Origin of the sequence: Pseudomonas sp. 58(2021) (assembly GCF_017491585.1) — a bacterium.
Taxonomy (GTDB): domain Bacteria; phylum Pseudomonadota; class Gammaproteobacteria; order Pseudomonadales; family Pseudomonadaceae; genus Aquipseudomonas; species Aquipseudomonas fluorescens_BT.
The window spans coordinates 103,210-122,557 of sequence record NZ_JAFGYZ010000016.1 but is presented as its reverse complement, the minus strand read 5'-3'; the positions used below and the strand labels follow the sequence as shown (position 1 = coordinate 122,557).

The following is a 19,348-nucleotide window of genomic DNA, read 5'->3' as shown; positions in this document are numbered from 1 at the left end:
AGGCGCTTCAGCTCAGATGGCTCCGTCTTCGCGCAGCCGGGCGATCTGCTTCTCGTCGTAGCCAAGATCGTGGAGTACCTGCGCATTGTGTTCACCGAGCTGCGGTCCGACCCATTCGGACGTGCCGGGTGTTTCAGAGAGTTTCGGCACGATGCCGGGCATCTTGAAAGGTTTGCCGTCCGGCAGTTTGGCGTGCAGGAACATTTCCCGGGCCAGGTACTGCGGATCGTTGAACATGTCTTCGGCGCTGAAGATCCGGCTGGCCGGCACTTCGGCCTGGTTCAGCAGATCCAGCACGGTTTGCAGCGGCAGCGAATTGACCCAGCGGTCGATCACGCCGTACAGCTCGTCGCGGCGGGTGTCGCGCCCGTCATTGCTGGCCAGCGCCGGGTCATTGGCCAGATCCTCACGGCCGATGATCAACATGAAACGCTTGAAGATCGCATCGCCGTTGGCGCCGATCTGCACATGTTTGCCGTCGGCGCTAGTGTGGATCGAGGAGGGCGTGATGCCCGGCATGATGTTGCCGGTGCGCTCGCGAATGAAGCCGAACACATCGAACTCCGGCACCATGCTTTCCATCATGGCGAAGATCGCTTCGTACAGTGCCACATCGACCACCTGGCCGAGGCCGCCGTTGACCTCGCGATGACGCAAAGCCATCAATGCGCCGATCACACCCCACAAAGCCGCAATCGAATCGCCGATGGAAATTCCGGTGCGCACCGGTGGCCGGTCCTCGAAACCAGTGATATAGCGCAGGCCGCCCATGGATTCGCCGACTGCACCGAAACCTGGCTGATCCTTCATCGGTCCGGTCTGGCCGAAGCCGGACAGGCGCACCATCACCAGTTTCGGATTCAGCGCATGCAGGGTTTCCCAACTCAGGCCGAGTTTTTCCAGCACGCCGGGGCGGAAGTTCTCGATCAGGATGTCGGCTTCACCCAGCAGTTTTTTCAGGATCGCCAGACCGTCGGGGTGTTTGAGGTTCAGCGTCAGGGACTTTTTGTTGCGCGCCTGGACGAACCACCACAACGAAGTGCCTTCATAGAGCTTGCGCCACTTGCGCAGCGGATCGCCGCCGTCCGGCGATTCGATCTTGATCACTTCGGCACCGAACTCGCCGCAAATGCGCGAGGCAAACGGCCCGGCAATCAAAGTACCCAATTCAATGACTTTCAGACCGCTGAGCGGTTTGTTGGCGAACGGCATGCGAGATCCTGTAGGACAAGGCTGAGCGGATACAGCGTTTTAACATAGCCGGCTGTCAGTCGCGCAAGGTTGATCGCCATCAATTCGTGGATTGCCTACAGCATCGGTTAGACTTGCCGACTTTCCTCGTATCAAGAAGCCCGTTCATGGCCCAGCCGTCCACTACCTACAAATTCGAACTGAACCTCACCGATCTCGACCGCAGCGTCTACGAGAACGTGAAGCAGACCATCGCCCGTCACCCTTCGGAAACCGAAGAACGCATGACCGTACGCCTGTTGGCCTACGCGCTCTGGTACAACGAGCAACTGTCGTTCGGTCGTGGTCTGTCGGACGTGGATGAACCTGCGCTGTGGGAAAAGAGCCTGGATGATCGTGTCCTGCACTGGATCGAAGTCGGCCAACCGGACGCGGACCGCTTGACCTGGTGCTCCCGTCGCACCGAGCGCACCAGCCTGCTGGCCTACGGCAGCCTGCGCGTCTGGGAAGGCAAGGTGATCCCGGCGATCAAAAACCTGAAGAACGTCAACATCGCCGCTGTTCCGCAGGAAGTGCTGGAAACCCTGGCCAAGGACATGCCCCGCGTCATCAAGTGGGACGTGATGATCAGCGAAGGCACGATCTTCGTCACCGACGACCGTGGCCAGCACGAAGTCCAGCTCACCTGGCTGCAAGGCGAGCGCGGTTAAGTCCGCGTTACTCCCGAAAAATCCCACGTATTCAAGAGAAGTTCCTGTCACCCCATGCGTATCGATCCTCGCCCGTTGCCTGCCACTCTGCCGTTTCTCGGTGACCTGCCACCGCTGCTGACCCGCCTGTACGCGGCGCGAGGCGTGCAGTCCGAGGCAGAGCTGGATAAGAGCCTGGCGCGGTTGATTCCGTTCCAGCAGCTCAAAGGGATCGATGCGGCGGTGGACCTGCTGGTGACGGCGCTGGAGCAGCGTCAGCGGATCCTGATTGTCGGTGACTTCGACGCCGACGGGGCGACGGCCAGCACCGTCGGCGTGCTCGGCTTGCGCCTGTTGGGCGCAGCGCACGTCGATTATCTGGTGCCCAACCGCTTCGAATACGGCTATGGCCTGACCCCGGAAATCGTCGAAGTCGCGATGACCCGCGAGCCGCAACTGTTGATCACCGTCGACAACGGTATTTCCAGCGTCGAAGGCGTTGCTGCAGCGAAACGTCACGGTTTGAAGGTCTTGATTACCGACCACCACTTGCCCGGCGATGAATTGCCGCAAGCCGATGCACTGGTCAATCCGAACCAGCCTGGTTGCGAGTTCCCGAGCAAGGCGCTGGCCGGTGTCGGGGTGATTTTCTATGTGTTGATGGCCTTGCGCGCACGCCTGCGCAGCCTCGGCTGGTACGAGAGCAAGCCTCAACCGAACATCGGCGAACTGCTGGATCTGGTGGCGCTGGGCAGCGTTGCCGACGTGGTGCCGCTGGATGCCAACAACCGGATTCTGGTGCACCAGGGCCTGGAGCGGATTCGCGCCGGACGTGCGCGGCCGGGGATCAAGGCGATCCTTGAAGTGGCCAAGCGCGAGGCTTCGCGGATTACTTCAACGGATCTCGGCTTTATCGTCGGCCCGCGGCTGAACGCGGCAGGGCGTCTGGATGACATGAGCCTCGGGATCGAGTGCCTGCTGACCCACGACGCTGCGCTGGCCCGGGAAATGGCCGCGCAACTGGACGGCATGAACCAGGATCGCAAATCCATCGAACAGGGCATGCAGCGTGAGGCGCTGGCCCAGCTCAAGGACTTGCCGGTCGAGTCGATGCCGTTTGGTCTTTGCCTGTTCGACCCGGAATGGCACCAGGGTGTCATCGGTATTCTGGCGTCGCGGATGAAAGAGCGTTATTTCCGCCCGACCATCGCCTTCGCCGATGCCGGCGACGGTTTGCTCAAGGGCTCGGGGCGTTCGGTGCAGGGTTTCCATATCCGCGATGCGCTGAGCGTCGTGGCAGCGCAGCATCCGGACCTGATCAGCAAGTACGGCGGCCACGCGATGGCGGCCGGTCTGACCTTGCCGCAGGAGCATTTTCCGTTGTTTGCCGAGGCTTTCGATGCCGAAGTGCGCAGGCAGCTTCGCGAAGAAGATTTGACCGGGCGTCTGCTGTCGGACGGTACGCTGGCAGTCGAGGAATTTCATCTGGAACTGGCTCGCGCCTTGCGTCATGCCGGGCCGTGGGGCCAGCATTTTCCGGAGCCGCTGTTTCACGGCGTGTTCCAGTTGGTCGAGCAGCGCGTAGTGGGTGAGCGGCACCTGAAAGTGGTGCTGAAGACCGAGTGTGGTTCGGTAAAGCTTGATGGCATCGCCTTCGGGATTGATCGCGATATCTGGCCGAACCCGACGATCAAATGGGTCGAACTGGCCTACAAACTCGATCTCAACGAGTTTCGCGGCAATGAAACCGTGCAACTGATGATTGCCCACATCGAACCGCGCTGATCCCTTCGCGAGCAGGCTCGCTCCCACCAGGACAACACCGTACCTGTGGGAGCGAGCCTGCTCGCGAAGGGGGACGTTCACACACAGAATCACTCTGAACCCTCCCTCATCCCCGGATGTCGACTAGGCTCTAAGCACTGCTTGATTGGCCTTGTGACGTCTTGTCGAATTTTTTGCCCGCGGGGGCGGGTGCTGTACCTTTTTCCTGTCACTCGTCGACTTTTCAAACAGAACCCTGGAGCCTGCCCACTGATTTGAGAGGTGCCCCATGAGTCTGCTGCTTGAACCCTTTACCCTTCGCCAACTGACCTTGCCCAACCGCATCGCCGTGTCGCCCATGTGCCAGTACTCCAGCGTCGATGGCCTGGCCAACGACTGGCATCTGGTGCACCTCGGCAGCCGTGCAGTAGGGGGCGCAGGTCTGGTCTTTACCGAAGCCACGGCGATCACGGCCGACGGGCGGATCACCGCCGAAGACCTGGGCCTGTGGAACGACGAACAGATCGCACCGCTGCAACGCATCACCCGTTTCATCAACGCACAGGGCGCAGTGGCCGGCATTCAACTGGCCCACGCCGGGCGCAAGGCCAGCACCCACCGGCCGTGGATCGGCAGACATGGCAGCGTCAAACCGGAGGACGGTGGCTGGACGCCGGTCGGGCCGTCGCCGATTGCCTTTGACCCGCAACACACGCAACCGAAACAACTTGATGAGGGGCAGATCGCTCAGGTCATTCAGGACTTCGTGGCAGCGGCCAAACGAGCGCTGACTGCCGGTTTCAGTGTGGTCGAGGTGCATGCGGCGCACGGTTATCTGCTGCATCAGTTTCTTTCGCCGCTGAGTAATCAGCGTCGTGATCAGTACGGCGGCTCGTTTGAAAACCGCATTCGTCTCGTGCTGCAAGTGACCGAGGCGGTGCGCGCGGTGTGGCCTGAGGAACTGCCGGTGTTTGTGCGTTTGTCGGCTACCGATTGGGTCGAGGACGGCTGGAATCCGGATGAAACCGTGGAGCTGGCGCGACGCCTGAAAGCCTTGGGGGCTGATTTGATCGACGTGTCTTCGGGCGGTACGGCGGTCAACGCGGAAATCCCCGTGGGGCCGGGTTATCAAACGCGTTTTGCCGAGCGGGTGCGCAAGGAATCAGGTATCGCCACCGGCACCGTGGGAATGATTACCGAGCCGGCTCAGGCCGAGCACATCCTGAGAACCTGCCAGGCCGATATCATCTTCCTCGCCCGTGAGCTGCTGCGTGATCCGTATTGGCCATTGCATGCCGACGATGACCTGGGCGGACGCAAAGCGGTATGGCCGGCGCAGTATCAACGTGCGACCCATCGGGATCAGCCGATTCACGAGTCTGATCTGCGGGATTGATTCCGACCGGTCGCAACGCCTATAAAACCCGCCATTGAAACGGCGGGTTTTTTCTTGCCCGCTGTCCGGAAATTGCAAAGGAATGAGCCGCAATGTTGATCGAACGAGCGCTGACTGAATCGGATTTGCCGCTGCTGGCGCTGATCGACCGCAGTGAGTTGGTTGAGGAGTGCTATCGCGTGGAAAACGGTGAGCTGGTTCTGTATCCGGCGCGTTTCGATATGCGCGGATGGCCCGAAGGGGAAGCTGAGGAAAATGCGCGGGTATTGGAAAAATGCTGGCGCAGCGGCGGGTGGCTACACGGACTTTTCGATGGTGAGACACTGGTGGCGGCAGTGGTTGTGGATAACCGGGTTATTCACAATCAGGGCCTTATGATGCGGCAGTTGAAGTTCCTGCACATCAGCCGTGCCTGGCGCGGGCAGGGATTGGGCGGGCGGTTGTTCGCCTTGGCCTGCGCCCATGGCCGGAAGATCGGCGCCGAGGCGTTGTATGTCTCGGCGACCGAGTCGCGCAATACCGTGGAGTTCTATCAGCGCCAGGGCTGCCGGTTGGTTGATCACCCGGATCCTGAGTTGTTTGATCAAGAGCCCAAAGACATTCATCTGTATTGCCCACTGACCTGACGCAGTGCCTTCAATCCGATGTTGAATATTCTGACGCTTTCGCGAGCAAGCCCGCTCCCACCCTGGCTCCGTGTCGGTCACACACTGTGTGATCGGACCAGATCCAAGGTGGGAGTGGGCTTGCTCGCGAAGAGGCCCGGGCAGGCGCCTCAAAACATCAAGGGTACTTGCGCTTGTCCGGCGCCGGCGGGAAATACTGGTACAACCAGGTCTCGCTCAGCGTGCGGTCATTGGTGCGGATGAACAGACGCAGTTCAACCGGCTCGACGCTGTCATTGGTCGGGTACCAGTCGAACAGGATCCGGTAACCCTTGATGTCATCCAGCACCAGCACGCTGAAATCCTGCACCTTGCCGTTGGAGCAGGTGACCACCGGCTCGATCCCGGTGCCCTGCGGCAGGCGATCCAGACCGCCACCGGTGAAGTCCACAGCGAAACGACGGGCCCAGACCGGCGGATAGTGCTCACCCGGTGCCCAGCCTTCGACGAATCCACCCATGCCGGAACGGGTGGCATGCACTCGCGCCAGGGGCGTGCCGACCGGCGGCAAGGCGCTCCAATAGAGCTTGTAGCCGTAGTTCAGCGAGTCACCGGCAGCCACCGGTTTTTTCGGCGTCCAGAACGCAACGATGTTGTCGAGGGTTTCGCCGGTTGTAGGAATTTCCAGCAGATCGATAGAGCCTTCGCCCCACGCGGTTGTAGGTTCTACCCACAGGCTTGGGCGCTTGCTGTACCAGTCGACGGTGTCCTGGTAGTTGGCGAATTCGTGGTCGGTCTGCACCAGTCCGAAACCTTTCGGATCGGTGTCGGCGAAGGCGTTGAATTGCAGGGTTGCCGGGTTGTTCAGCGGACGGCAGATCCACTCGCCGTTGCCGCGCCACATGGCCAGGCGATCCGAGTCATGGATCTGCGGGTGGATGGTGTCGCACATCCGGCGCTCGTGGGTGCCGCAACTGAACATGCTGGTCATCGGCGCGATGCCCAGTTGTTCGATGGCGGTACGGGCGTTGACGTGGGCGTCGACTTCCATCACCACGCGTTCGGCCTGGCAGTCGATGTCGAAGCGATAGGCGCCGGTCGCGCTCGGCGAGTCGAGAAGGGCGTAGACCACAAAGCGGGTCGCGTTCTGATCCGGAGTTTCGAACCAGAACTTGGTGAAGTCGGGGAATTCTTCGCGTTTCTTGGCGTAGGTGTCGACGGCCAGGCCACGGGCGGAGAGGCCATATTGGCCAGTGGCATCCACCGCGCGGAAGTAGCTGGCGCCGAGGAACGACACCACGTCATGGCGATCCAGCTCCGGCGCCTTGAACAGCTTGAAGCCGGCAAAACCCAGGTCACCCTTGAGCTGCTGGGTGTCGACAGAGGTGTTTTCATAGTTGAACAGTTGAGGGCGGAAATGCACCTCGCGGGCCGTGCGGGTCTTGGGATCGACGCTATACATACGCACCGGCTGACGGAAACCCATGCCGACGTGGAAGAACTGCACATCGAGTTGACCCTTGTTCTCCTTCCACAGCGAATGCTCGCCGTCGTAGCGGATCGCGTTGAAGTTCTGCGGGGTCATGGTCGCCAGGGTCGGCGGCAGCACCTGTTTGGTGTCCTGATACGCGCTGCCGGCCAGTTGTTTGGCTTGGCGCTTCAGCGTTTCGAAGTCGAAGGCCTGGGCTTCACCGTCGGCGGCACCGCCAGAGGCGGCCCAGGCGCGGGAGGCCAGCAGGCCCGTGGCCGAAAGACCGGTATAGGCCGCAATGGCCATGGACGCTTTGAGCAAATTCCTGCGGTGCATAAATACAACCTGTCGTGGACAATCCCGCGCCGTTCCTGGCACGTACTGGATCAGAAATTACGGTTCGGACAAGCCTTCGGCCAAACGCTACGGACTAGTAACAGATGCCCGCTAGCTTAATCGGTTCGCCGATTTTGCAAAAATCATTGATAGCACGGCGACAGCGTCTCAATGAAACAAGACGTTACGGTTACTTATCCCACAGCCTTTTCTGATTTACAGGGCATAACTGCTTTTTTCGACTAATTACTCTAAAAACAGCTTTTCAGCGCCGATTTAATTTCTATTCTATGGGTATCGCCGGTCACGACCCATCCGACCGGCAGGGCTCAAATCGCTGCTTAAAGGAGCAGGGCGATGCGGTTTTCGAAAATTTTTGACGTACTGGAAAAGGACATCGTCCATGACAAAAGGACAAGGCATCACCGAAATGTTGGGCATCTTTCCCTGCCTCACCAACGTCCGGCGAAGACGCCGGCTCAGTCCTGACGAACTGAAACTGGTGGAGCGTTACCGCGAGTTGTCGGAAAGCGACCGGATTGCGATGCGGTATCTGGTGGATGCGATGAGGAGTGTTTCGCGGTTCTAGGGAGGTGAACAGCCAGCCGTACTTGCTACGGCTGGTTTACCAATTTTCTGGTTGTTCTGCGCGCTGGTGCAGAATTCTCAAGACCTGGATCTGGCCATCCTCCAGGCGATATGGCGCAATGAACGGATAACGGGTCAGCACCAGTTCACGTATATCCGGTACGACTGAAGGCCGGCCTGAACCCGGAAATTGCTTCAATTGATCAAACGCTCCAAGAATGGAGTTCACGACACCAAACGCTGGATTGGCACCCAAGATGCCTTGGTAATACTCAAAAATTGTTTCGAGATCGTTTTCAGCTCGTTCAGTCAGTACTACGTTCGGCACGTTTTGCCCACTTAGCCTTCACGGCATCCAGATCGGTAAGATTTCCAGCATCGGCATCAGCAATCCCCTCGCTGATGGCTTGCAGATGCCAAGACTCCGCTTCCACATATCTAACCAACGCACGCTTGAGATGGTACTGGCGGTCTCGGTCAGTGGCCGCGGCCAATTGATCCAATTGTTGAGCGAGCAATTCTTCGACGCGGAAGGATAAAACGGGCGAGGCCATGGAAGATCTCCTGCGTGTGTATACGCTGTAAACGACGTAGACACCCTAGGCCGCAATAACATCGGCGTCAACCAGTCAGAGTGCGAGGTTGAGGAAAACTCTAGTGGACTTGAACGAGGCTGGAAGACGGGATGTGTTGCTAAATGCTTGGTTGATGCCCCGGCGACCTAATCGCCGCTGGGGCAAATCCACTGGCTTTCAGAGTCAGCCGCAAGAGCGAGGCGCTGGATACGGCTGCTGTACTTGCACCAATTCAGGCACATCACGCCATTTCACCCAAGCCTGTTGTTGCCAGTGGAGCAGCGGCACGGTGACGCCCGCCCAATGCATCGAGCTCAGGCTCGGACAGTTTTCCGCTATTGCTGAGCTGGTTTCCCGCAGGATGGGAATGACTTCATTACTCAGCCATTGGCGCAGGTTGCGGTTTTCCGGGATGAAATGATGGACGAGCAGCGCGTACATGCCGGACTCACTGACCATTGGCGTCTCGACAACTTTGCCGTACTTGCGCAGCCGGACGGTGCGGCGTTGGTCGGGGTCGAGTTTCAGGGTGACGCGTAGGTTCAAGGGATGGCCCATCATGCGGCCGAGATCCTGAGCGCAGAACCAGGCTTGGTGATCGAGGAGGAGAGCGTGGAGGAAGCGGTTGTGGCGGGTGAAGACGGTGGGAGTGAAATATTCAGTCTTCGGATTGTGAGTAGGTGCTGGCATGAGATGACTTCCGTTTCGAGTAGGAAAGTCGCCACCAACTCTTCGAAAAGTTGGGTGGCGAACCGAGTGGCGTTCGAAGTCGGGTTACTTCCTGTCGAAACGGAAAAGCCGGAAGGCCCGCGCCACACGGCCCGCCATAACGCAGAACTGAAGTTGCAAAGCAGCCGCAGTTCAATGGGGGCACGCAAGCACCGTTTTGACAGATTTCCGGCTTCGACCCCGGGCCGCTGATTGGGCAGCGACGGGATAAAGCCTATCGGTCAGGCGCTAGCGGCGCCTAGTCTACGCTGTGGACGCGTAGCGTAGGAAATGTGGCTTCTTCTTGAAGCCTGCATCTGTAGGAAATGCCTGTTTTTGTATGGCCGCCAACCAGACTGCACCTGAAGCGTGATTTTTCCTTTATGAATCTCCGGCATCCCCCAGGGCGGGCGGCAGCTCAAAGGATTCTTCCGAAGGTGGGGAAGATCTACGTAGCGGCGCTAACCTGGAAGTGAATTCAATGACGACTGTATTTATTGCTGGCTCTATCAATATCAAGAACCTTGATCCGAAGGTTAAGGAGCGTATCAGTAATATCGTTGCGTCTGAATTCGATGTGGTCGTTGGTGATGCGGGTGGCGCCGATACCTCCATTCAGGAATATCTGCTGAGTCTTGAGCGATCCAAAACTACAGTGTTCTGTAGTGGTCCAGCGCCGCGGAACAACCTCGGACAGTGGCCCGCCAGAACAGTGGACTCCAAACACTCCAAAGGATCGAGGGCCTTCTTCACTGAGAAGGACGTGGTGATGGCCGAAGCCGCTGACTACGGCTTGATGATATGGGATGCGAAGAGCACCGGTACGCTAAGCAACGTCATAGAACTGCTGTCGAGAAAGAAGAAGTCCCTTGTCTTCGTCAACAAGGAGAAGGAATTCAAAGTGGTGGGAGACGTGAGTCAGCTCGAAGAGTTGATTGCATTCATGTCTGACCACGCCAAGCAAAAAGCCAACGAAAAAATCAAACTGTTCGATCGTATTTCCTCGCTGAAATACGATCAGTCCGAGCTTTTCTTTTGATGTTTTGCGTCGGCTTTCTTGAACCCCGGCACTCTATCGGTGCCGGGGCCAAACGCTTTTAGCGACTCACCTTCCAAGCATCCCCAGCCGGCGCCTTCCCATGGTCGTACGGCTTGCCAATCCACATATAAACCAGCCCCAGCCCAATCACGATCGCCGTGCTCAGCACCATCGCGTAGTTGATGTACCACGCCGCATCCGGGGTGCGGGGCCAGGCCATGTTGATGATTGCGCCGACGCCGTACACCAGCGCGCCGATGTTCACCGGCCAGCCCCAGGCGCCGAGGGTGAATTTGCCGCTGGGTTTCCAGCCTTTGCTGCGGGCGTACAGGGCGGCGAGGACGATCATCTGGAATGCGAGGTAGATGCCGATGGCGGCGAAGCTGACGATGGTGGCCACGGCGTCTTGCAGGAAGAAGCCGAGGGCGATGATCAGGCCGGGCAGGACGCCGGACACGAACAGTGCAGCAACCGGCACCTGAGTCGTAGGAGAAATCTTTTTCAGCAGTCGGCTGCCGATCACCATTTCATCGCGGGCGTAGGAATACAGCAGACGACTCGCCGCCGCTTGCAGGCTGATGACGCAGGAGATGAAGGAAATCATTACCACGCCCATCACCACTTTCGAACCGATCGGACCGAAGGCGTTGTTGAGGATGGTGGTGACCGGGTCCTTGTCGGTGCCGTTGATCACCGTCTGCATGTCCGGCACAGCGAGGATCAGCGCGAGGCAAGCGAACATCGCCGCGATGCCGCCGATGTAGATGGTCATGCGCATGGCCACCGGGATTTTTGCGCTCGGGTTCGGGGTTTCTTCGGCCACGTCGCCGCAGGCTTCGAAGCCGTAGTAGAGGAACATCCCGGCCAACGAGGCGGTGAGGAACGCCGGCAGGTAGGAGCCGTCGACGCTGATGTCGAAAGTGTTGAACAGCACACTGATCGGCTGGTGACGCTCGAAAGTCAGCAGGTACAAGCCGACGATTACCGCGCCCACCAGTTCGCAGAGAAAGCCGAACATGGCGATCCGCGCCAGCATTTTGGTGCCGCTGAGGTTCACCAGTGTGGCGAACAGCGTCAGCACCAGGGCGATGACGATATTGGTGTTGTTACTCGGCTCAAAACCCAACATGGCCGCGAGGTACGGGCCGGCGCCGACCGCCACGGCGGCGATGGTCACGCACAGGGCGATGGAGTAGATCCAGCCGACCATCCACGCCCATTTCTTGCCCACCAAGCGACGTGCCCAAGGATAAACACCACCGGAAATCGGGAACTGCGACACCACTTCGCCGAAGATCAGGCACACCAGCAATTGCCCGCAGCCGACCAGCAAATAGGCCCAGAACATCGGAGGCCCGCCGGCGGCCAGGCACAGGCCGAACAGGGTATAAACCCCTACGACCGGTGACAGATACGTGAAGCCCAACGCGAAGTTTTCCCACAGGCTCATGCTGCGGTTGAAGTTGGAGGTGTAGCCCAGTCGTCGCAGTTGTTCGGCATCGCTGTCGGCAACGACGGCAGAGAGATCGGGTGATGCACTCATTGTGTGTTTGCTCCGTGAAATCGGCAGATTTCGGATGGCCGAAACCGTGGCGGGGCCGTAAAGGCGCCGCCCGGATCGGTAGTTATTGTTTTGAATGCCTGGTATTGCGGATGACCGGTTTCTGCCTTGAAGCCGGGGGATGCTTTTAGTGTTTGAACATCACATGCCGAACCGTGGTGTAGTCCTCCAGCCCATACATGGACATATCCTTGCCGTAGCCGGACAGTTTCTGACCGCCGTGGGGCATTTCGCTGACAAGCATGAAGTGCGTGTTCACCCAGGTGCAGCCGTACTGCAACCGTGCGGACAGGCGATGGGCGCGTCCTACATCCGCCGTCCACACCGAGGACGCGAGGCCGTAATCCGAATCGTTGGCCCACTCCAGCGCCTGGGCTTCATCGGTGAACTTGGTTACCGACACCACCGGGCCGAACACTTCGCGGCGGACGATTTCGTCGTCCTGCTGGGCGTCGGCCAGAACGGTCGGCTCGAAGAAGAAACCGTTGCCGTCGACAGCCTTGCCGCCAGTGATCAAGCGAATGTGCGGTTGCGCCACGGCGCGTTCGACAAACCCGGCCACGCGGTCGCGATGCTGGGCGGTGATCAGCGGCCCCAGTTCGGTCGATGGATCATCCTGCAAGCCGTACTTGATGCTGCTGACCGCTGCGCCAAGTTTCTCCACGAATTTGTCGTAGATGCCTTGCTGGGCGTAGATCCGGCACGCCGCGGTGCAGTCCTGGCCAGCGTTGTAGAAACCGAAGGTGCGAATGCCTTCGACCGCCGCATCAATGTCGGCGTCGTCGAAGATGATCACCGGCGCCTTGCCGCCCAATTCCATGTGCATGCGTTTGACGCTGTCGGCGGTGCTGGAAATGATGTTCGAACCGGTGGCGATGGAGCCGGTCAGCGACACCATGCGCACTTTCGGATGGGTCACCAGCGGACTGCCCACGCTCGGCCCACGCCCGAACACCAGATTGAGTACGCCGGCCGGGAAAATATCCGACGCCAGTTCAGCCAGACGCAACGCGGTCAGCGGGGTTTGTTCCGACGGCTTGAGCACCACGGTATTGCCGGCGGCGAGGGCCGGGGCGATTTTCCAGGCGACCATCATCAGCGGGTAGTTCCACGGTGCGATGGAGGCGATCACGCCCACCGGGTCGCGGCGGATCATCGAGGTGTGGCCGGGCAGGTATTCGCCACCGGCCGAACCACTCATGCAACGGCTGGCACCGGCGAAGAAACGGAACACGTCGGCAATCGCTGGGATCTCGTCGTTCAGCGCAGCGCTGTAGGGTTTGCCGCAGTTGTCCGATTCCAGTTTGGCCAGTTCTTCGCCGTGGGCTTCGATGGCGTCGGCGAGTTTGAGCAGCAACAGCGAACGGTCTTTCGGCGTGGTCTGCGACCATTCGGCGAAGGCACTGTCGGCGGCGCGCACGGCGGCATCGACCTGGGCTTCGGTGGCTTCGTTGATTTCCACCAGCACGTCACCGCGCGCCGGGTTGAGCACCGGTTGCGCCGGGCCTTCGCCGTTGACCAGTTGGCCGTTGATCAAGAGTTTGGTTTGCATGTTGTTGTCCTCTTTCTACTGCAAATTCAGGGTGGGAAGGGTCAGGAAATTCATTTGCCGCCGCTGCCGGCCACGCTCTCGCCACCCCGGGTCAGGTAGTAGGCGCCGAGGATCGGCAGCATGGTCACCAGCATCACGAGCATCGCCACGACATTGGTCACCGGCACGTCCCGTGGGCGGCTCAACTGGTTGAGCAACCACAGCGGCAAGGTGCGTTCATGGCCGGCGGTGAAGGTGGTGACGATGATTTCGTCGAACGACAGCGCAAACGCCAGCATGCCACCGGCTAGCAACGCCGAGCCGAGGTTCGGCAGGATGATGTAGCGGAAGGTCTGCCAGCCGTCGGCGCCGAGATCCATCGACGCCTCGATCAGGCTGTGCGAGGTGCGGCGCAAACGGGCGATGACGTTGTTGTAGACGATCACCACGCAGAAGGTCGCGTGGCCGACGATGATGGTGAACATCCCCGGCTCAATGCCCAGCGTCTTGAAGGTCGCCAGCAGCGCGATCCCGGTGATGATCCCCGGCAGCGCAATGGGCAGGATCAGCATCAGCGAAATGCCCTGTTTGCCGAAGAAGTCCCGGCGATAGAGCGCAGCGGAAGCGAGGGTGCCGAGCACCATCGCGATCAGCGTGGCGATACTCGCAATCTGCAATGACAGCTTGATCGCTTCCAGCACGTCCGGCCGGGAAAACGCCACGCTGAACCAATGCAGGGTGAAGCCTTTCGGTGGAAAGCTGAACGCCGCGTCTTCGGTGTTGAAGGCGTAGAGGAAGATGATCAGGATCGGGAAGTGCAGAAACACCAGCCCGCCCCAGGCTGCGATGCGCAAGCCTATTGAAGCCTTTTCAGAGTGCATCGAAGGCCCCCAGACGTTTGACGATGGACAGGTAAATGGCGATCAGCACGATCGGCACCAACGTGAACGCCGCGGCCATTGGCATGTTGCCGATCGCGCCTTGCTGCGCGTACACCATGCTGCCGACGAAGTAGCCCGGCGGGCCCACCAGTTGCGGCACGATGAAGTCGCCCAAGGTCAGCGAAAAGGTGAAGATGGAACCCGCGGCAATCCCCGGCACCGACAGCGGCAGAATCACCTGCATGAAAGTCTGGCGCGGCTTGGCCCCGAGGTCGGCGGAGGCTTGCAGCAACGACGGCGGCAGGCGCTCCAGCGAGGCCTGGATCGGCAGGATCATGAACGGCAGCCAGATGTAGACGAACACCATGAACCGCCCCAGATGCGAGGTCGACAAGGTGCTGCCGCCGACCCCGGGAATTCCCAGAATGAACTGCAGCACCGGCTCCAGCCCCAGGTGCTGAACGAACCACTGCGCCACGCCACCCTTGGCCAGCAGCAGCGTCCAGGCGTAGGCCTTGACGATGTAACTGGCCCACATCGGCATCATCACCGCGATGTAGAAAAACGCCTTGGTCTTGCCGGTGGTGTAGCGCGCCATGTAGTAGGCAATCGGGAACGCGACGATGGCGCTGGCGATCGACACCACGATGGCCATGCTCAGGGTGCGCAGGATGATGTCGAAATTCGATGGCTGAAACAGCGCGGCGAAATTGGCCAGGGTCAGGTCCGGCGTGACCGCCATGGTGAAGTCGTCGAAGGTGTAGAAACCTTGCCACAACAGCACCAGCAATGAGCCCAGATAAATCGCGCCGAACCACAACAACGGCGGCACCAGCAGCATCGATAGGTACAGGTTCGGCTTGCGATACAGCAGGTTGGAAAACCTGCGCAACGGCGCCGATTGAGGGAGGGCGAGGGCGGTCATGTCACACCCCGCTCGCAACGGTGTCGTGCAACGGAATCATCGCTTCCCGCGCCCAGCGTGCGCTGATTCGCTGACCGGTCTGGTGCTGCGCGCTGCTGTCGATCCATTGATTGTTCGCCTGGCTGATGCTCAGGGTCTGGCCGTTTTCCAGGGTCAGTTCATAGCGCGTGGCGCTGCCCTGATATTGAATGTCGTGTAGCAGGCCGCTGACTTCGATCTCGTGACTGGCCAGCGGGCCTTCGGCGAAACGCACGTGTTCCGGGCGGATCGAAAACGGCTGCGGATGACCGCTGAGCTGGCGCGCCAGATCGCCGCGAATCACGTTCGAGGTGCCGACGAATTCGGCGACAAACGTAGTGGTCGGTTTCATGTACAGATTGCGCGGCGTGTCGACCTGCTCGATGCGGCCCTTGTTGAACACGGCCACGCGGTCGGACATCGACAGCGCTTCGGTCTGGTCGTGAGTGACGAAGATGAAGGTGATGCCGAGCTGGCGTTGCAGCTTCTTCAGCTCGCTTTGCATCTGTTCGCGCAGCTTCAGGTCGAGAGCGCCCAACGGTTCGTCGAGCAGCAGCACTCGCGGGCGATTGACCAGCGCGCGGGCGAGGGCGACACGTTGGCGCTGACCGCCGGACAATTGCACCGGTTTACGGGCGCCGTAACCGCCGAGGGCGACCATGTCCAACGCTTCTTCGGCGCGCTTGTGGCGTTCGGTTTTGCTCACGCCTTTGACCTTCAGGCCGTAGGCCACGTTGTCCAACACGTTCATGTGCGGGAACAGCGCGTAATCCTGAAACACCGTGTTGACGTCGCGTTGATAGGGCGGCAAACCGGCGGCTTCGGCGCCGTGAATGCGGATCGAGCCCGCGCTCGGTTGTTCGAACCCGGCGATCAGGCGCAGGCACGTGGTCTTGCCCGAACCGGAGGGGCCGAGCATGGAAAAGAACTCGCCGTCCTGGATATCGATGGAAACCCGGTCAACGGCTTTCACTTCGCCAAACTGCCGGGAAACGTTGGTGAACTGGACTGCAAGCGTCATGGTGCGGTGCTCCAAAAAGGCGAAGGCCGTCGCAGCGGCCCTGCCTGGACTTCTGAAAAAACTGGATCGTTTGGCGGTGTATGCGATGGTTTTTGGCTAACTCATCTGGTCGATACGCCGCGATCTGCTTTTAGCTCCCTCTCCCTCCGGGAGAGGGCGGGGGGTGAGGGCAGCGGTTTCGCTGAATCAAGACAACGTCAAAAACCACCCCTCACCCCAGCCCTCTCCCCCAGGGGTGCGAGGGGGAAAGGGAGCCGACCGCGTTAATTCTCGAGAGTTACCTACCGCCCATAATCGCAATGTAGTCCTGCGTCCACCGGCTATACGGCACAAACTTCCCACCCTCAGCCTGCGGTGTTTTCCAGAAAGCGATCTTGTCGAACTGATCAAACCCGTTGGTCTTGCAGCCTTCAGCTCCGAGCAATTCACTGCCCTGGCAAGCCGCCGGAACCGCCGGCAACGAGCCGAACCAGGCCGCCACGTCACCCTGGACTTTCGGCTGCAGCGACCAGTCCATCCACTTGTACGCGCAGTTCGGGTGCTTGGCCTCGGCGTGCAGCATGGTGGTGTCGGCCCAACCGGTGGCGCCTTCTTTCGGCACGGTCGAAGCAATCGGTTGTTTCTCGTTGATCAGGCCGTTGACCTGATACGGCCAGGCGCTGGACGCGACCACGCCTTCGTTCTTGAAGTCGCTCATCTGCACGGTGGTGTCGTGCCAGTAGCGGTGAATCAGCTTCTGCTGGGCGCGCAACAGTTCCAGCACCGCCTTGTACTGATCTTCGGTGAGTTGATACGGATCCTTGATCCCCAGCTCAGGCTTGGTGGACTTCAGATAGAGCGCCGCATCGGCGATGTAGATCGGGCCGTCGTAGGCTTGCACGCGGCCCTTGTTCGGCTTGCCGTCAGGCAGGTTCTGCGCGTCGAACACCACGCTCCAGCTGGTCGGCGCAGTCTTGAACACGTTGGTGTTGTACATCAGCACGTTCGGGCCCCACTGGTAGGGGGTGCCGTAGGTTTGCTTGTTGACCACGTACCACGGCGCGTCTTTCAGGCGCGGGTCGAGGGTTTTCCAGTTCGGGATCAACGCAGTGTTGATCGGTTGCACACGCTTGCCGACGATCAACCGCAGCGACGCATCGCCCGACGCCGTCACCAGGTCGTAGCCGCCCTTGGCCATCAGGCTGACCATTTCGTCGGAGGTAGCGGCAGTTTTCACATTCACCTTGCAGCCGGTTTCCTTCTCGAAACCGGTCACCCAGTCGTAGGCCTTGTCGCTTTCACCGCGTTCGATGTAACCGGGCCAGGCGACGATATCGAGCTGGCCTTCGCCGGCGCCGACGGCTTTCAGCGGCTCGGCGGCCTGCAGGCTGGCGCTGGCCAGCAGGGCCGTGGTGATTGCACTGAGCAGTGCGGTCTTGTGCACGAACATGGTGAACCCTCTTCTTTAAATTATGGTCGGGGCAGTTGTGAACGCGGTGAAGCATGCCGGGGTCGGCTTGTTATTAGCGTAGTCAGAGATGCTGGCCGTGGCGGGCCATGATGTGCCGCACCACGCTGTAGTCCTGCAGCGAATCGCTGGATAAGTCTTTGCCGTAACCGGAGCGTTTCAGGCCGCCGTGGGGCATTTCGCTGACCAGCATGAAATGGCTGTTGATCCAGGTGCAGCCGTATTGCAGCCGTGCGGCGACCTGCATCGCCTTGTCCAGGTTCTGGGTCCAGACCGACGAGGCGAGGCCATATTCGGAGTCATTGGCCCAGTCCACCGCCTGCGCGAGTTCATCGAAGCGGGTCACGGTGACCACCGGGCCGAACACTTCGCGCTGGACGATTTCATCGCTCTGTTTGCAACCGGCCAGCAGTGTTGGCTGATAGAAGAACCCGGCGCCGGAATGCACCGCTGCACCGGTCACCCGCTCGATGTGCGGCTGACCGAGGGCGCGTTCGACGAAACTGGCCACGCGGTCGCGCTGACGGGTGCTGATCAGCGGGCCGATCTCGTTGTCGGCGTCGCGTTTGCCGGCGAAGCGCAGGCTGCTGACCGCCGCACCGAGCTCGGCGACCAATTTGTCGTGAATCCCGGCCTGGGCGTAGATCCGGCAAGCCGCCGTGCAGTCCTGCCCGGCGTTGTAATAGCCATAAGTGCGCACGCCTTCGACCACGGCTTTGAGATCAGCATCGTTGCAGACGATCACCGGGGCCTTGCCGCCGAGTTCAAGGTGCGTGCGTTTGAGGGTTTTGGCGGCGGCCTGGAGGATTTTCTGGCCGGTGACGATATCGCCGGTCAGCGACACCATGCGCACTTTCGGATGCCCGACCAAGTGACTGCCAACGCCTTCACCGCCACCGCAGACGATGTTGATCACCCCACGCGGCAGGATCTCGGCCAGCGCTGGCGCCAGCGCCAGAATCGACAGCGGCGTGTGTTCGGACGGTTTGAACACCAGCGTATTGCCGGCAGCGAGGGCCGGGGCGATCTTCCACGCGGCCATCATGATCGGGTAGTTCCACGGCGCAATCGACGCGACGACACCAATCGGATCGCGACGCACCATGCTGGTGTAGCCCGGCACGTATTCGCCGCTGAGTTGACCGGTCTGGCAACGCACGGCGCCGGCAAAGAAACGAAACACATCGACGGTGGCGGTCAAATCGTCCTGCCGCGCCAGGTGCAGCGGCTTGCCGCAGTTCAAGGCTTCGAGGCGGGCGAGGTGATCGGCGTGTTTTTCGACAGCGTTGGCGATTTCCAGCAGGAAATTCGAGCGTTGTTGCGGGGTGGTGCGCGACCACTCGGCAAAGGCGCGGTGGGCGGCGAGGATGGCGGCTTCGACTTGCTCGGTGCTGGCTTCGGCAATCTGGGTCAGGACTTCGCCGGTGGCCGGGTTGAGGATCGGTTCGACAAAACCCTGGCCTGCGACCAGTTCGCCGTCGATCAGCAACGCGGTGTGCATGTGGGTCTGCGCGCCAGCCATTTTCCGGGATCTCTTTTCTTGTGTGGTCATCTTTGCTCCCGTGGATCCGGGAGCCGACCGTCTTATAGATGCAGCAAGAC

18 protein-coding genes are annotated in these 19,348 nt (G+C 60.2%); 6 read left to right on the top strand and 12 right to left on the bottom strand.

Translation table 11 applies throughout. The annotated features are described in order from the left end of the window. Positions 1–12: 12 nt before the first annotated feature. Entirely contained in the window at positions 13–1,212 is a 1,200-nt protein-coding gene (locus J5M72_RS19430) for a CaiB/BaiF CoA-transferase family protein (RefSeq protein WP_085688875.1), read from the bottom strand. A gap of 146 nt (positions 1,213–1,358) precedes the next feature. Between J5M72_RS19430 and J5M72_RS19425 the strand changes: the two genes are divergently transcribed. The 4 genes from J5M72_RS19425 (at position 1,359) to J5M72_RS19410 (ending at position 5,666) form a co-directional block, all read left to right on the top strand. Beyond that, on the top strand, positions 1,359–1,901 hold the full coding sequence (locus J5M72_RS19425) for a YaeQ family protein (protein WP_011332624.1): 543 nt from the start codon (positions 1,359–1,361) through the stop codon (positions 1,899–1,901). A 54-nt stretch (positions 1,902–1,955) separates the two neighbouring features. Then, positions 1,956–3,665, top strand: coding sequence for a single-stranded-DNA-specific exonuclease RecJ (recJ, locus tag J5M72_RS19420; protein ID WP_207866811.1), 1,710 nt, complete (start codon positions 1,956–1,958; stop codon positions 3,663–3,665). Positions 3,666–3,933: 268 nt separating this feature from the next. Then, complete coding sequence (locus tag J5M72_RS19415; RefSeq protein WP_207866810.1) at positions 3,934–5,040, top strand: NADH:flavin oxidoreductase/NADH oxidase; 1,107 nt, start codon at positions 3,934–3,936, stop codon at positions 5,038–5,040. Between the two features lie 92 nt (positions 5,041–5,132). Then, positions 5,133–5,666, top strand: coding sequence for a GNAT family N-acetyltransferase (locus J5M72_RS19410; protein WP_169429011.1), 534 nt, complete (start codon positions 5,133–5,135; stop codon positions 5,664–5,666). Between the two features lie 157 nt (positions 5,667–5,823). On the opposite strand, the gene J5M72_RS19405 is transcribed toward J5M72_RS19410, so the two are convergent. After that, positions 5,824–7,452 carry a glucan biosynthesis protein D gene (locus tag J5M72_RS19405; protein ID WP_207866809.1) on the bottom strand — a complete coding sequence of 543 codons (1,629 nt, stop codon included), beginning with the start codon at positions 7,450–7,452 and terminating at the stop codon, positions 5,824–5,826. A gap of 403 nt (positions 7,453–7,855) precedes the next feature. Here J5M72_RS19405 and J5M72_RS19400 point away from each other — a divergent pair, with 403 nt between their 5' ends. Then, entirely contained in the window at positions 7,856–8,041 is a 186-nt protein-coding gene (locus J5M72_RS19400; RefSeq protein ID WP_007954656.1) for a hypothetical protein, read from the top strand. Positions 8,042–8,077: 36 nt separating this feature from the next. Here J5M72_RS19400 and J5M72_RS19395 read toward each other — a convergent pair whose 3' ends face one another. The 3 genes from J5M72_RS19395 to J5M72_RS19385 form a co-directional block, all read right to left on the bottom strand. Then, complete coding sequence (locus J5M72_RS19395; protein ID WP_074691233.1) at positions 8,078–8,368, bottom strand: type II toxin-antitoxin system RelE/ParE family toxin; 291 nt, start codon at positions 8,366–8,368, stop codon at positions 8,078–8,080. Further along, positions 8,346–8,594, bottom strand: coding sequence for a ribbon-helix-helix protein, CopG family (locus J5M72_RS19390; protein WP_039769579.1), 249 nt, complete (start codon positions 8,592–8,594; stop codon positions 8,346–8,348). The genes J5M72_RS19395 and J5M72_RS19390 overlap by 23 nt, the downstream gene beginning before the upstream one ends. A gap of 204 nt (positions 8,595–8,798) precedes the next feature. Next, positions 8,799–9,305 carry a Bro-N domain-containing protein gene (locus J5M72_RS19385; protein WP_207866808.1) on the bottom strand — a complete coding sequence of 169 codons (507 nt, stop codon included), beginning with the start codon at positions 9,303–9,305 and terminating at the stop codon, positions 8,799–8,801. A 499-nt stretch (positions 9,306–9,804) separates the two neighbouring features. On the opposite strand from J5M72_RS19385, the gene J5M72_RS19380 reads away from it, so the two are divergent. Then, positions 9,805–10,362, top strand: a complete 558-nt coding sequence (locus J5M72_RS19380; protein ID WP_207866807.1) for a hypothetical protein — start codon at positions 9,805–9,807, stop codon at positions 10,360–10,362. Positions 10,363–10,420: 58 nt separating this feature from the next. On the opposite strand, the gene J5M72_RS19375 is transcribed toward J5M72_RS19380, so the two are convergent. From J5M72_RS19375 to J5M72_RS19345, 7 genes are all read right to left on the bottom strand, one after another. Beyond that, the gene (locus tag J5M72_RS19375) at positions 10,421–11,905 is read right to left on the bottom strand and encodes an amino acid permease (RefSeq protein WP_207866806.1); all 1,485 of its coding nucleotides are present in this window, start codon (positions 11,903–11,905) and stop codon (positions 10,421–10,423) included. 145 nt (positions 11,906–12,050) lie between these two features. Beyond that, a complete protein-coding gene (locus J5M72_RS19370) occupies positions 12,051–13,475 on the bottom strand; it encodes a gamma-aminobutyraldehyde dehydrogenase (protein WP_169429016.1) in 1,425 nt (474 codons plus the stop codon). 50 nt (positions 13,476–13,525) lie between these two features. After that, positions 13,526–14,335 carry an ABC transporter permease gene (locus J5M72_RS19365; RefSeq protein WP_207866805.1) on the bottom strand — a complete coding sequence of 270 codons (810 nt, stop codon included), beginning with the start codon at positions 14,333–14,335 and terminating at the stop codon, positions 13,526–13,528. Continuing rightward, entirely contained in the window at positions 14,325–15,260 is a 936-nt protein-coding gene (locus J5M72_RS19360; RefSeq protein ID WP_085647771.1) for an ABC transporter permease, read from the bottom strand. Before J5M72_RS19360 ends, J5M72_RS19365 begins: the two co-directional genes overlap by 11 nt. Position 15,261: 1 nt before the next feature. Then, on the bottom strand, positions 15,262–16,299 hold the full coding sequence (locus tag J5M72_RS19355; RefSeq protein WP_085609161.1) for an ABC transporter ATP-binding protein: 1,038 nt from the start codon (positions 16,297–16,299) through the stop codon (positions 15,262–15,264). A 277-nt stretch (positions 16,300–16,576) separates the two neighbouring features. Then, positions 16,577–17,728, bottom strand: coding sequence for a putative ABC transporter substrate-binding protein YdcS (gene ydcS, locus J5M72_RS19350; protein WP_169429018.1), 1,152 nt, complete (start codon positions 17,726–17,728; stop codon positions 16,577–16,579). Between the two features lie 82 nt (positions 17,729–17,810). Further along, complete coding sequence (locus J5M72_RS19345) at positions 17,811–19,298, bottom strand: gamma-aminobutyraldehyde dehydrogenase (protein ID WP_207866804.1); 1,488 nt, start codon at positions 19,296–19,298, stop codon at positions 17,811–17,813. Positions 19,299–19,348: the final 50 nt, after the last annotated feature.